Source organism: Echinicola jeungdonensis, assembly GCF_030409905.1.
Taxonomy (GTDB): domain Bacteria; phylum Bacteroidota; class Bacteroidia; order Cytophagales; family Cyclobacteriaceae; genus Echinicola; species Echinicola jeungdonensis.
The window spans coordinates 1269564-1284457 of the sequence record NZ_JAUFQT010000001.1 but is presented as its reverse complement, the minus strand read 5'-3'; the positions used below and the strand labels follow the sequence as shown (position 1 = coordinate 1284457).

Genomic DNA, 14894 nt, shown 5'->3' with positions numbered 1-14894 from the left:
AGTAAAAATAAAATTTATATATGTAAAGCTCTGTTTTCCGTAGCAGCAAGACAGGCTTCTTTGAATGCTTCCGTATAAGTTGGGTGGGCATGGGACATTCGGGCGATGTCTTCTGCTGATGCCCTGTATTCCATGGCAACGACTGCTTCAGCAATCATATCGGCGGTTCTTGGGCCGATCATGTGGACTCCTAGAATCTCATCAGTTTCTTTATCGGCTAAAACTTTTACCAGTCCATCTATATCCATGGATGCCCTGGCCCGTCCTGAGGCCATAAAGGGGAATTTTCCAGTTTTATACTTGATGCCTTTTTCTTTAAGCTGCTCTTCAGTGTAACCTACAGAAGCAACTTCAGGCCAAGTGTAAACCACACCCGGGATAAGGTTGTAATTGATATGCGGCTTTTGACCAACTAATTGTTCCACAACCAAAACGCCTTCTTCTTCTGCCTTATGGGCCAGCATGGCTCCTTTAACCACATCACCAATAGCATAGATATTGTCCACGTTGGTTTTTAGGTGTTCATCCACTTCCACCTGTCCGCGATCATTAATCTTCACACCAGCTGCTTCAGCATTTAGTCCGTCGGTATAAGGTCTTCTACCAATGGAAACCAAAACATAATCTGCCTTTAATTCCTCGGTTTCGCCTTTACTGTTTTCAGCTTTTACAATGACTTCTTTTCCCTTGTTCTCAACAGATGTAACCTTGTGCTTCAAGAAAAATTCAAAATCCATTTTCTTAAGGGATTTTTGAAGCTCTTTGCCCATGGTTTTGTCCATTGTGGGGATCAGGGAATCCATGTATTCCACCACAGAAACTTTGGTGCCCATTCGACCAAATACAGAACCTAATTCCAGGCCAATTACACCTCCGCCAATTACAATCATTTTCTTGGGCACCTCTTTCAGGTTCAATGCTTCGGTGGAAGTAATGATTCTCTTTTTATCAATTTCTATAAAGGGAAGGGAAGAAGGCTTGGAACCTGTGGCAATGATAATATTCTTTCCGGTGATTTCTTCGGATTTATTACTGTTGGTAACCTTGATGGTGTTTTTATCCACAAAAGAACCTACGCCTTGATGAACATCGATTTTGTTTTTCTTCATCAAATACTGAATCCCCTCCACATTTTGCTTGACCACATCATTTTTACGGTCAATCATTTGTTTGATGTTAACTTTTAAATCCTTTAGGTCAATGCCATGGGTTTTAAAAGTATGCGCAGCATTGTGATAATGTTCAGAAGAGTCCAACAATGCTTTGGAAGGAATACAGCCTACATTCAAGCAGGTTCCTCCCAGAGTGGGATATTTTTCAACAATGGCAGTTTTTAAACCGAGCTGTGCCCCTCTAATAGCGGCCACATAACCTCCTGGTCCGGATCCAATAACGATAAGGTCGTATTTCATGGTTGTTTTATTTGTACGAGGTACAAAGTTTTAAGGTACCCCTGGTTAATTATTTTTTAGATTTAAACTTCGCGGAGTTTGAATGATTTCCAATTCATGAATTGCCTTTGCAAAGGAATTGCCGTCAATTTAATCCAGCTTATTGGAAATATTCAGTTGAGTATCTAATTCAAAGGCTGAGTCTATAGAATAGCCTAAAAGTTGATCGAATTACCGATTAGGATTTCTTCCTGGGGAAGGGGTTCGGTAATTTTGAAAATGTCAACGGCTAAACCAATGGCGATTTGCCCTGCTTAAAGTTTCTTGTATCTGTGCATGATAAAAATTGCTATGGTTAAAGAATTAATTTGAAGCTGATAATGAAGCTCAATTAATTGAATCAAACAAAATTTTATCTTTATTGAAACAAGAAAAGAAAGTACCAGGATTAATGTTTCTAATACCTGGTACTTTGTACTGCCTCTTCTTAAACACCCAATAAAAGCCTGGCTGGGTCTTCCAGTAATTGTTTCATTCTTACCAGGAAGCTTACAGATTCACGGCCGTCGATGATGCGGTGATCGTAAGAAAGGGCCAGGTACATCATGGGAAGAATTTTCACTTCTCCATTGACTGCCATGGGCCTTTCTACGATATTGTGCATACCCAAGATGGCGGATTGCGGCTGGTTGATGATCGGCGTAGACATCATGGATCCGAAAATACCACCATTAGTGATGGTAAAGGTTCCTCCTGTCATTTCATCAATAGTCAGTTTCCCATCCCTGGCTTTAACAGCAAGTCGAACCACCTCTTTTTCAATTTGGTCAAAAGATAAAGATTCGGCATTTCGGATTACTGGAACTACCAGGCCTTTTGGCGCAGATACTGCAATGGAAACATCGCAGAAATCATGATAAATAATATCATTGCCATCGATTTGGGCATTGACCGCTGGCCATTCTTGAAGAGCTACACAGGCTGCTTTGGTGAAGAAAGACATAAAGCCCAGGTTGACATTATGCTTTTCTTTAAACATTTCCTTGTACTGCTTTCTAAGGTCCATGATAGGTTTCATGTTCACCTCATTAAAGGTGGTGAGCATGGCTGTTTCATTTTTGGCAGCAACCAAACGCTTGGAGATAGTCCTTCTCAGGGAAGTCATTTTCTCCCTTCTGCTTTCTCTTTCTCCACTTACTTTTGGAGCTTCTGGAGCAGTTTCTTTGCTTTCTTTCTTCTCCTCTTTGGCAGCAGGTTTTGGTGCTGGTTTTTCAGCTTTTTCGGCGTCCTCTTTAGTAATTCTTCCATCTTTCCCTGTGCCTTTTACATCTTTGGCATCGATGCCTTTTTCTGCTAAAATCTTAGCAGCTGCAGGGGAAGCATGGCCTGTGGCATATGTATCTTTGTCGGAACTTGGTGCAGTAGCGGAAGCAGAGGATGAAGCTTCTTCTTTTTCTTCTTCTGATGGAGCTTCGCCTTCAACCACCTCAATTTTACATATCAAGCCACCGATTTCAAGGGTGTCCCCTTCTTGGGCTACATGTCTCAAAATACCTTGGGCTTCTGCAGGGAGTTCAAAAGTAGCTTTGTCAGAATCCACCTCAGCAATGATTTCGTCCATCTCTACAAAATCACCATCTTCTTTCAGCCAAGAGGCCAGGTTTACTTCAGTAATGGATTCGCCCACAGTGGGAACGACCATTTCTTTCACTTCCCCGGTTTTACCACCATTGGAGGAGCTGGATGGTTTGCTTTCAGATCCGTTGTCTTCACTCTCTTTTTCCTCAGTTTTGGAACCTGAGGTAGCATCCTCTTTGGAAGCATTGGTATCAATTTCACAAATCACCTCATCAATTTCCAATACATCTCCTGATTTAGCTTTGGTGGTCAAAATACCATCTGCTTCGGCAGTCAATTCAAAAGTGGCCTTATCAGATTCCAGTTCACAGATGACCTCGTCCATTTCAACGTAGTCACCGTCATTTTTGAACCATTGGCCGATTGTAACTTCACTAATGGATTCCCCTACTGCAGGGACTTTGATTTCTAAACTCATGGCTGTCTTTTTTACCCCCAAACCTTCTGGTCTAAGGTTAATTTCAAATTATCGATTTAAATATTAAAATTAAGCCCAAAAAAGCTTCTTTCCGGATCTGCCAGAAAGGAGTTTGGGGGATTTATGAAAGTTTAAGTGCTTTATTGATTATGCTCTGTTGCTCTTCCACATGTACTTTATGGTATCCGGTGGCTGGAGAGGCACTGGATTTCCGGGCGATCACATCCATAGGAAAATCCCTGAACAATGCCCTCATCATGTATGTCCAGTAACCCATGTTTTCAGGTTCCTCTTGAACCCAAACTACTTCGGAATGATTGGAGAATGATTTTACAGCTTCCAAAATCTGATTTTTTGGAAGTGGGTGCAGCTGTTCTACACGGACGATGGCAACGTCTTTTACTTTTTCTTTCTCACGGATTTCATCCAGCTCATAATAGATTTTTCCAGAACAAAGAACCACTCTTTTTACATCCTTTTTATTGGCCCTACTGTCCTGAATAACCTCTCTGAAACGACCTTTGGTAAATTCTTCCATAGGGGAGGTTACCTTAGGATGCCTCAAAAGGGACTTTGGTGACATGACCACACATGGCTTCCGGAATTCCCAGGTCAACTGTCTTCTTAGCATATGGAAGAAGTTGGATGGTTCGGTGATATTGGCCACTATCATGTTGTATTCTGCAGAAAGCTGAAGGAATCTTTCAGGTCTAGCATTGGAGTGCTCAGGCCCTTGTCCTTCATAGCCATGGGGTAATAACATTACAATGCCATTCATCTTTTGCCATTTGGATTCACCAGAGCTGATAAACTGGTCAATCATGGTCTGGGCACCATTGGCAAAATCTCCAAACTGAGCTTCCCAAATGGTCAGGGCATTTGGATTGGCCATGGCATAGCCATATTCAAAACCCAATACGGCATATTCAGACAAAAGGGAATTATAAATCTGGAAATGTCCAGTACTGTCTTTCAATTCCTGTAGGGAATTGTAAGGTTTGTTGGTGTTGGCATCATGAAGGACTGCATGTCGGTGAGAGAAAGTTCCCCTTTGACAATCCTGCCCCGTCAATCTGACAATTTTCCCTTCCAACAATAGGGATCCATAAGCCAATAATTCACCAGCAGCCCAGTTAAGGGTTTTGCTGTTATAGAACATTTCCTTCCTTTGCTTCATCTGTGCTTCAATCTGCTTGAGTGGTTTGAAGCCTTTTGGAACAGTGGTCAGCGCTTCGGCTACTTTTTCGATAGCTTCTTCGGAAATGCTGGTATCCGGGGATTGTTCGAAATCCTCTGGTTTGGATTTTCTGAGCTCCTTCCAGGCTTGCTCAAATGGAGAAAAGGTATAGGGAAGTGGTTTTTCCTTCACCATATTGAGTCTGTCCTGAAGCAATTTGCGGAATTCCTTATCCATCTGTTTGGCCAGTTTGGCATCCACATCCCCTCTATCCAAAAGCTCTTTATTGTAGATCTCCCTTGGGTTAGGATGTTTGGAAATAAGGTTGTACAGCTCAGGTTGTGTGAATTTAGGTTCGTCAGATTCATTGTGACCATGTCTTCTGTAGCAGACCATGTCCACAAAAATATCTTTTTTGAATTTTTGTCTGAATTCTGCAGCCAACTTTGCAGCAAAAACCACTGCTTCAGGATCATCCCCATTTACGTGTATCACTGGAGCATCAATGATTTTGGCTACATCCGTACAGTAGATGGAACTCCGGGCATCATCAAAATCTGTGGTAAAACCAACCTGGTTATTGATGACAAAATGGATAGTGCCACCGGTATTATAACCTTTAAGGTGGGCCATTTGAGTAACCTCATATACAATGCCTTGTCCGGCAACTGCAGCATCCCCATGGATCAGGATAGGAATGACTTTACTTTTGTCACTTTTATATTGATGGTCGATTTTAGCTCTTACAAATCCTTCCACTACTGGGTTTACAGCTTCCAGGTGGGAAGGGTTTGGAGCCAGTTTCAAATTAACCGTTTTATTGGAGCTAGTGGTGATTTCACTGGAAAATCCCATATGGTATTTCACATCTCCATCTCCCATGGTTAGGTCAGGCTTGGCAGTCCCTTCAAATTCCGAGAAAATCTGCTCATAGGTTTTGCCCATGATATTGGCCAATACATTGAGTCTTCCACGGTGGGCCATCCCAATCATCACTTCCTCGGCACCCAATTCAGCACCTTTGTTGATCAAAGCATCCAAAAATGGAATGGTGCTTTCCCCACCTTCCAGGGAAAATCTCTTTTGACCAAGGTATTTGGTGTGAAGGAAGTTTTCAAAAACCACAGCCTCATTAAGCTTGGACAGAATTCTCTTTTTTTCTTCTGTTGGAGGATTGAAGGTCAAAGCTTCTTTTTCAATTTTCTGCTTCAACCAATCCAACATTTCCGGATCCCGGATAGATAAATATTCAAATCCCATAGAACCTTCATAGATGGTTTTCAGGGATTCTAAGATTTTGCTTAGCTTGGCATTTCCAATACCAATTTCATTCCCAGCCTGGAATTCAGTGTTTAGGTCAGCTTCCTCTAACCCGAAATCTTCTAGGTCAATCAGGGCTTTTCTGTCCCTTCTTGGTCTTACAGGGTTAGTTTTAGAGCGAAGGTGAGCTCTGGAACGGTGGGCATGGATCAATGCCCTGACTTTTATTTCCTTTGGCAACTGCTCCATGTCCATAATGGTGCCACGGGTGGCCAGGCTTCCATTGGGGGCCTGGGAGTCAGTTTTACTGGGTACTTCATCATCCCCATATTTGGAGATGGCAAAATCAAAGCCATCAAAAAATGTTTTCCAACTGGGGTCAATCGATTCTGGGTCTTTTTTGTAATCTTCATATAGCTCATCAATATAAGCTACATGGGCATTGGAAATGTATGAAAATTTGTCCATGATTATTGTTTTTCAGCTATGCAAATATAGAGACTTATGTTTTTTTTATAAAACCGCACATTCGTATAAACGAATGAACCTGATAATCAGGGGTTGTTGAAATTGGGTTCAGAATATTTGTTTGATATTGATCCGTATTTGTAAATTATAATTTGGCAAAGGGGTATTTTTGAAAGTAGTTTTGGTTTTTCGGACTGTGAGAAAGCTATTTTCGGGCCAATTATTAAATTTTTTTATTTTGATTTAAAGCAAATAATCAAAAAATAAGGGGTTCTCATAGATAAACCGGAACCCAAATTCCCCTATTTTTGTACCATCAATTTCTTTCCAGTCCGCTTTTTTTCCCAGATCAAAACTTCTTGGTGGGGCAATGCCCAGTTCTTGGGCGTTTTTAAGGAAAACTTCTTTTTTGCTAGGGTGAATAGGGCTTACACCATTGAAGGTTTGGTTCCAAATATCTTTTTCAAGGATAAAAGTAATCAGGCGGATGGCGTCAGATTGATGTATATAATTGACAGGAGGGTGGCCAGGAACATTTTCTTTTCCGGAAAAATATTTTCCTGGAATACGGTCCATTCCCAACAAACCACCCAAACGGATGACTGTAAGATCATAATCCCGGTCCTTCCACAAAAGGTTTTCCGCATCCAATAGGGCAGGGTTTCCCGTATTATTGTGGTCCAACTTTTCAGATTCCCTCATTAACCTGTTGAGATTGGGGTATACCGAAGTGGCACTGGTGTATATGACCTTCTTTACTCTTGATTGGATGGCCAATGATTTTACATATTTAATCTGTTCTGGATGGAAAGTGTCCGGAAAGTGTCTTCTTTGGGGGGAATATTTATTATTAGGGCATCCGTTTTAAATAGACGGTTAAACTGTTTCCCTTCTGGATGGGGGACAAATTTTAGGATTTGATTGGGAATTCCTTCTTTGGTGAGCTGCTGGTGTTTTTCCTCAGAGGTGGTGCTGCCCGTGACTTCATGGCCTTGACTGATCAAATGGTGGGCCAAGGGTTCCCCTAGCCAGCCAAGACCGATTATGCTGATTTTCATATTTAGGGCTTTATCGGTTAGGTTTGGGTTTAGTATTTCACAAAAAAGCCTTCTTTAATGAAAGAAGGCCAGTTTATTTTTAATCTCTTTTGGGCATGGTTCCAAGGATAAAATCCCAAAGTGGAGAGCTTACTCCAAATGCTACATCCGGGTTTTTATAATGGTGGATGGCATGGTTGACCCAAAGTGATTTCAGGAAGTTTTTGGGAGGCTGATAGGCATGAACAACATAATGCACACCAAGGTACAAAGAGTAACCAACCAGAAAACCGGGAAGAAAATACCAGGCATAATCTCCCATGATAAAATCAAATACCACATATAAAATCAAGGCATACAAACCACTGATAAATGGAGGCATGGCCAATCGATCCTTGTCCTTAGGGTAATCATGATGGACCCCATGTACGGAATATTGTAATTTGTCTTTCAATTTGGTGTTGGGCACCATATGAAAAAAATATTTGTGCATCATATATTCCACGAAAGTAAAGGAAAGCAAACCAAGTAATAAAATTCCAATCCCTAAAAGGATGGGGGTTTCAGTGGTGGTAATCCCTTTGTAAATTGACACCCCGCCTATTACCAAAAACATGATAATTGGAATACTTATATGTGTTCGGGATAACTTTTCCAATACAGGATTATGGAACATTTGTGCTGAACCATTGTTGTCGGGTCTGTCCAGTCTTCCAATTTTTTTCATCCTAAGATTATTTTAATTCTGATCTGGGGTCCTGCAAGTTGAATTAAGGACATTTCAATACAGCTCCCCTTATGCCACAAATTTAATGGATTGAAATCAAAAGGACTTATCCTTTGGGAGAAATAATAATGTCCTTTGTGTTATTTCGTCAATGTTAAAGTTTTTTCAATCGTTTCCTTATAAAATTTTTCATAATGGGGAAGGATATTGGAAACATCATATTCTTTTGCCCTGGCCAATGCCCGCTTTTTAAATCCTGGAAGATTTTCATCTGAAAGGATAAACAGGGCTTTTTGGGTCATTTCTTTGATGTCTCCAATAGGACAAGCAAAGCCTGTTACTCCATCTATATTTACTTCAGGGATCCCTCCGGCATTAGAGGAAAGGACTGGGACTTCACAAGCCATGGCTTCCAAGGCCGCTAATCCAAAACTTTCTTTTTCAGAAGGGATCAAGAAAAGGTCAGAAACCGACAGAACCTCTTCCACCGCATCCAGTTTTCCCAAAAACCGGGTGTCTTCACAAGTACCTAGCTCACGGCATAGGCGTTCCATTTTATCCCTTTCCGGACCGTCACCCACCAATAAGAGTTTTGAGGGGAGAACTTTTCGGATTTCAAAAAACACTTTGATCACATCTTCCACCCTTTTTACCTTTCTGAAATTGGAAGTGTGGACCAATAATTTTTCATCATTGGGACAAATGGCCCTTTTAAAATGCTCTTTCTTTTGTTTTTTGAAGCGGTCCAGGTCAATAAAGTTGGGGATCACTTCAATGTCCTTTTTGATGTCAAAATGTTCAAAGGTAGCTTTCTTCAGGTCTTCAGAAACGGCAGTTACACCATCGGATTGGTTGATACTGAAGGTGACTACAGGGGCATAATTGGGATCCTTCCCTACCAAGGTAATATCCGTACCATGGAGGGTGGTGACCACTGGAATTTCTATACCCTGACTTTTGAGTATTTGCTTGGCCATATAGGCAGCAGAAGCATGTGGGATCGCATAATGGACATGCAATAGGTCCAGTTTTTCGAATTCCACTACATTGACCATTTTACTTGCCAAAGCCAATTCATAGGGAGCATGTTCAAAAAGCGGATAGCTTTTGATATCTACTTCATGGTAAAATAAATTTTCATTAAAAAAATCCAGTCGAGTGGGTTGCCTGTATGTGATAAAATGTATCTCATGGCCTTCTTTTGCAAGGGCTTTTCCCAATTCAGTAGCTACAACGCCACTCCCCCCAAATGTTGGGTAACAGACAATTCCAATTCTCATTTTTTCTTTATTAAAAAACCATTTTGTAAATAATGCTTCCTTTAACAACAAATCCCTCCCAATTTGTTCAAAAAACCCGGAATTTTTCATTGTTCCTTAAGGGAACGATAGATAATGTCATGTATATCAGTTCTAACATCATCTGTCAGCAAACTGTTATTGCTTGCATCCGGGTGTACCCTATTGGAAAGGAATACATATATCAGTTCATTTTTTGGATCAGCCCATACTGCTGTTCCTGTAAAACCGGTATGACCAAAACTGCTTTTTGGGGACAGTTTACCAGCCCCTCCACCCTTATCAGGTTCAGGTTCTGGTTTGTCCCAACCCCAAGCCCTTCTACTTTGGTCGGATTGACGTTGGGTAAATTCTTTTACGGTTTTTGCATCCAATAAGTTTACGCCACCATAATTTCCTCCCTGGAGCATCATTTGCATCATGACCGCCAAATCATTGGCTGTACCAAATAAACCGGCATGGCCACCAACTCCCCCCAACATAGCTGCTCCGGGGTCATGTACATATCCCTGGATGGTTGATTTTCTAAATATTTGATCGTTTTCAGTAGGGGCAATGTCCTCGGGACCATATTTTTCCAATGGTAAATAGGTCAATGTATATAAGCCTAGGGGCTCAAAGAAATTTTGTTCCAAAAATTCATTCATGGGTTGGTTGACTACTTTTTCAATCAACCTTCGAAGCATATACATGCCCAGATCCGAGTATTTATAATCATATTTCTTTTTGCCATAGGGTAAAGGTCTAAGCTCTGATTCAATTGTCCATTTCCATACACTGTCTGGCAATGTGTTCATGGCATACATGTCTTTGGCTACTTGGATGGAATAACCCCTTTTTTCCTGGTCAGAATAATAGCCTTTTTTCCAATGACCGGATTCAAGGGTTTGGGTATAATGAGGAATCCAGGAAACCAATCCAGCCTCGTGGGCCATGATGTCCTTCAATAGCAATTTGCCCTTGTTGGTTTTATTAAGTTCTGGCAGATATTTGCCTATGGGATCACCCATGTCTATGAGTTCTCTGCTTTCCAAAAACATCAAGATCTGGGTAGTGGCCATGACTTTGGTAATGGAGGCAATGTCATAAAGGGTCTTAGGGGTCACCTGCCTGGACTGGGAATAGTCATGATGTCCATAAGCTTTTTCAAATACCACCTTTCCATTTTTGGCTACCAAAACGATGGCTCCTGGTGTAGATTTTTTTGCAATTGCCCGCTCCACCTTTTCATCGATTTGCAAGAGCACCCTGCTATCCATTCCCTGTGTTTCGGGTTGGCTATATCCCAAGCGACCAATCGGTTCAAGCTCTAAACCCGTTCCTGCAGGAAAATCTGGGCTAACTGAAGCAGGAAGGCTTCCAAGGGCCGGTCTGGCACCAAAAATAATTTGAGGGGCAATTTTCTCAGTAAATTCATTTTCTTCATAGGCCACCAATACATGTGGCATTCCTTCCAGGAATTTGGCGGCATATGCATTCCCAAAAAGTACCGTTATGACATTGTATTTTTTACTTAGGTTTTTGATAAAATACATGTCACTTTCCTTGATGCCAAAATCCTTTTTGGGGTTATTACTTACATCGGTGATTCCTACCACGATGGTATTGTAATCTTTTAGATTTTCTTGCAAGGCCCTGTAGGTGCCTGTGCTGCTGTTCCTGGGAAGGGTAAAGTGATGAAATGGACCATACCTGTCTAGTTGTTTTTGAAAAGTGCCACCACCATCACCTACCGTGATGGAGGCCATTTTAAGGAGGTCCAGGTTTTTTAGGGGCAGGAAATCACCTTTATTGGCCACCATGGTAATGGAGGCTGCATAAAGTTGTTCTATGAGGGCCTTTGTTTCAAAGGTACTTACCCTTTCCACCAATTTATCGGTAGAAATAGGGTTGTTTTGATTGAGTCCAGCCCAATATTTGGCCCTGAGCACTTTCCTTACCCGTTCGTCAATTTCTTCCTCGCTGATTCGTCCCTCTTTGACTGCTTCAAGGATTAATTTTTTTGATCTAGGAACGTCCTCTGAGTAAAGCAAAATGTCGTTTCCCGCCAATAAGGCCAATAAGTCAACCTCTCCGGGTTTGTGGTGCTGGCTTACCCCTTTCATATTTAGGGCATCGGTGAAAATAAGCCCTTCAAATCCAAGATCATCCTTTAGCAAGTCGGTAACCACGTTCTTACTCAAGGTAGAAGGAAGTTTGGAAGTAGTGCCGAGGCTTGGGATGTGAAGGTGGGCCACCATTACACTCATGAGGTCCTGACGAATCAATTGCCTGTAAGGGTATAGGTCTATCTCGGAAATATGTTTTTCGGAATTTTGGATTACTGGCGTGGTAAAGTGGGAGTCAGCGTCCGTGTCCCCATGCCCGGGAAAATGCTTGGCATTGGCCATAATGCCATGGTCCTGCAAACCTTTCATGTAAGCCAGGGCTTTTTGTGCCACTTTCTTTTTTTCTTCTCCAAAAGCCCGGTACCCAATCACCGGGTTTTCGGGGTTTGAATTGACATCCACTACTGGGGCAAAATTGATATGCATTCCCATTGCTTTAAATTGGCGGGCAATTTCAGTACCCATCTTATATATTAGCTCATCATTTTCAATGGCCCCTAAAGTCATTTGCTTTGGGAACTGCAAAACACTGTCCAGCCGCATGCTGATTCCCCATTCAGCATCCATGGCAATGAATAGTGGGGTATCAGAAATGGATTGGTAGTGGTTGGTTAGTTTGGCTTGCCGGACCGGTCCTCCCTGGAAGAAAATAAGCCCTCCAAGGTTTTCTTCCTGAATGAGTTTGCTGATTTCTTCAACATGTTCTTGGTCCTTATTGGAAAATGCAGCCACCATAAACAATTGTCCAAGACGGCCTTCAAAGGACATGCTGTTAAAAACACTGTCCACCCATTGTCTCTGAGCTTTGGGATCCAAAGCCCTCAAAGGGTCTTGGTTACCTTCCACTTTAGGAAAGGCAAAGATCAAATTTACTTGAACAAATATGCAGAGAAGGGTGATCCAAACTTTTTGCCGCATGCAGATGTTTAGTTTTTATTGCTTAAAATTTAAAATACCTTTGTAAGGACGTATTTCACCGCTATTAATTGACGGCCCAAACATACGTAAAAATCAAGCTTCTGCCTATCAAATTTTGATGAACAGTTGCTGGATTACTCCTTACTAACGAAATAATCGTTTAAACGAATCAGAAATTATCATGAAATTTCCTTCCATATTTAAAACGGCCCGGCCAATGCGGTTTGAAATGAAACCCAGGCATTATGATCCTGTAAAGGAAGAAATAGAACAAAAAACTGCCAGAATCAAACGGGAGCTTGAGGCCAAAGGTTTATTGAAACCAGGGGAAGGAATAGGTGAAAAATTGAAAGAGGAGGATTATCATGCCTCCACTATCAGGGGGGCATTTACCCATGGGGGGCCGATTCGGAATAAACCTTCCAGCATATTCAATAGTGTGGGTATGCTTCGATTGATCATATTACTTTTCCTGGTAGGCACCATTACCGGTTACCTTTATTGGGGGGCGGATATTCTTTACTACATGCTTTATCTGGCCATCGGAATAGCGGCAGTTGTTTTATTTTTTAGATTGAAAGGGAAAAAACATGAGTGATATAATTCAGCTGCTTCCGGATGCTATTGCCAACCAAATAGCTGCGGGGGAAGTAGTGCAGCGGCCATCCTCTGCCCTAAAAGAAATGATGGAAAATTCCGTAGATGCAGGGGCCACAGAGGTACAGGTAATGATCAAGGAGGCTGGAAAGATGCTGATTCAGGTCATAGACAATGGTAAGGGAATGAGCCTTACGGATGCCCGGATGAGTTTTGAAAGGCATGCCACTTCGAAGATCAGAAAATCGGAAGATCTTTTTGCCATTAAGACCTTTGGTTTTAGGGGTGAAGCCCTTGCTTCCATTGCTGCGGTTGCCCAAGTGGAGATGAAGACCAAACAAAGTGAAGAGGAGTTGGGGACTTTGCTATTTGTGGAAGGTTCAGAGGTCAAAAAACAAGAACCCGTTGTGTGTCCTGACGGGACTTCTATAGCAGTAAAAAACCTTTTTTATAATGTTCCTGCCCGGAGGAATTTCCTCAAGTCCAATCCTGTGGAAATGAAACATATTGTGGAGGAGTTCCAAAGGGTTGCTTTGTCCTATCCTGAGATCAAATTTTCATTGATGCAAAATGATATGGAACTTTTCAGGCTCAACCCTGGAAAGCTAAGCCAAAGGATAGTAGGGATATTTGGAAAAAATTATCAGGGTAAGCTGGTGGCTTGTCAGGAGGATACCCCTCATGTTAAGATAAAAGGGTATGTGGGAAAACCTGAAAATGCCAAAAAATCCAGAGGCGAACAGTATTTCTTTGTCAATAACCGCTATATAAAAAGCAATTACCTGCATCATGCAGTTTCCAATGCCTATGAAGGTTTGATCGCTTCAGATCAACATCCATTTTATGTGTTGTTTTTGGAGATTGATCCTAGCCATATTGACATCAATGTTCATCCTACCAAAACTGAAATCAAATTTGACGATGAAAGGACTATCTATTCAGTGGTACGGTCAGGAGTCAAACAAGCCCTTGGGGCCCATAATGTGGTGCCTACCTTGGATTTTAGCATGGATGTTAATTTTTCTGAAAATTGGAAAAATGACGAGCAAAAAAGTGATGATGTCAAGCGGGAAAACAATTACAAGACCTTTACTTCCCCATTGTACAAACAAAAAGATAGTACCGAATGGGAGCGTTTATTTGAGGGACATTCCAGCTCTTCTGATCCAATTAAGACGGAGGCATTAAGGCAAGGAAAAGAGGAGGTTGGTACCGAATTGCTCACTTTCAGCAGTAAAGCCAATGAGGAGGTAGAAAAAAAGGAAAGCTTGTTATCTTCCGAAGAAGCAGGAAAGGGGGCTACTTTTCAAGTGGAAATGACGTATATTGTAGCTCAGATGAGTTCCGGAGTACTTCTGTTGGACCAACAGGCCAGTCATGAAAGGATTCTTTATGAACGCTTCCTAAAACAACTGAATAATGCAGGAGGGGCATCACAACAATGTTTGTTTCCCCAAAGCATTTCCTTAAGCCCTGCAGATTTTGCCCTTGTGATGGACTTACAGGAGGAATTATCCGATTTGGGATTTGTAGTGGAAGAATTTGGGCAGCATACCGTATTGGTGAAAGGGGTGCCGGCTGATGTGTCCATCAACAATGAAAAAGCTTTATTTGAAGGGCTTTTGGAACAATTTAACCATTTCAAATCCGAACTTTCCCTGGAAAACAAGGAAAACTTGGCAAGGTCATTGGCGAAAAAATCTTCCATTAAAAAAGGAGCAAAATTAAATGCCCAGGAAATGGAAACCCTGGTTGGTCAGCTATTTGCCTGTCAAAACCCCAATTATGGACTTTCCGGGAACAAAACCTTTGAAAAGCTTGATTTAAATAGAATTCGCAGTTTTTTTGAGAAATAAT

General features: G+C 41.6%; 10 protein-coding genes. 2 read left to right on the top strand and 8 right to left on the bottom strand.

Annotation, left to right across the window (positions count from 1 at the left end):
• Positions 1 to 14 precede the first annotated feature (14 nt).
• From lpdA to QWY93_RS05405, 8 genes are all read right to left on the bottom strand, one after another.
• Positions 15 to 1412: a dihydrolipoyl dehydrogenase gene (lpdA, locus tag QWY93_RS05440; RefSeq protein WP_290247158.1), complete on the bottom strand. Its 1398-nt coding sequence runs from the start codon at positions 1410 to 1412 to the stop codon at positions 15 to 17.
• Between the two features lie 466 nt (positions 1413 to 1878).
• Entirely contained in the window at positions 1879 to 3447 is a 1569-nt protein-coding gene (gene odhB, locus QWY93_RS05435) for a 2-oxoglutarate dehydrogenase complex dihydrolipoyllysine-residue succinyltransferase (RefSeq protein WP_290247157.1), read from the bottom strand.
• 121 nt (positions 3448 to 3568) lie between these two features.
• Positions 3569 to 6352, bottom strand: coding sequence for a 2-oxoglutarate dehydrogenase E1 component (locus tag QWY93_RS05430; protein WP_290247156.1), 2784 nt, complete (start codon positions 6350 to 6352; stop codon positions 3569 to 3571).
• Between the two features lie 243 nt (positions 6353 to 6595).
• Positions 6596 to 7129 (bottom strand): Rossmann-fold NAD(P)-binding domain-containing protein, encoded by a 534-nt coding sequence (locus QWY93_RS05425; protein WP_290247155.1) that lies wholly within the window; start codon positions 7127 to 7129, stop codon positions 6596 to 6598.
• A gap of 5 nt (positions 7130 to 7134) precedes the next feature.
• A complete protein-coding gene (locus QWY93_RS05420) occupies positions 7135 to 7410 on the bottom strand; it encodes an NAD(P)-binding domain-containing protein (protein ID WP_290247154.1) in 276 nt (91 codons plus the stop codon).
• Positions 7411 to 7489: 79 nt separating this feature from the next.
• A complete protein-coding gene (locus QWY93_RS05415) occupies positions 7490 to 8116 on the bottom strand; it encodes a sterol desaturase family protein (protein ID WP_290247153.1) in 627 nt (208 codons plus the stop codon).
• Between the two features lie 140 nt (positions 8117 to 8256).
• Positions 8257 to 9396, bottom strand: a complete 1140-nt coding sequence (gene bshA / locus QWY93_RS05410; protein WP_290247152.1) for an N-acetyl-alpha-D-glucosaminyl L-malate synthase BshA — start codon at positions 9394 to 9396, stop codon at positions 8257 to 8259.
• Between the two features lie 86 nt (positions 9397 to 9482).
• Positions 9483 to 12440: a serine hydrolase domain-containing protein gene (locus QWY93_RS05405; protein WP_290247151.1), complete on the bottom strand. Its 2958-nt coding sequence runs from the start codon at positions 12438 to 12440 to the stop codon at positions 9483 to 9485.
• Between the two features lie 181 nt (positions 12441 to 12621).
• On the opposite strand from QWY93_RS05405, the gene QWY93_RS05400 reads away from it, so the two are divergent.
• Both QWY93_RS05400 and mutL read left to right on the top strand, forming a co-directional pair.
• On the top strand, positions 12622 to 13038 hold the full coding sequence (locus tag QWY93_RS05400) for a hypothetical protein (RefSeq protein ID WP_290247150.1): 417 nt from the start codon (positions 12622 to 12624) through the stop codon (positions 13036 to 13038).
• Positions 13031 to 14893, top strand: coding sequence for a DNA mismatch repair endonuclease MutL (gene mutL / locus QWY93_RS05395; RefSeq protein WP_290247149.1), 1863 nt, complete (start codon positions 13031 to 13033; stop codon positions 14891 to 14893). Before QWY93_RS05400 ends, mutL begins: the two co-directional genes overlap by 8 nt.
• Position 14894: the final 1 nt, after the last annotated feature.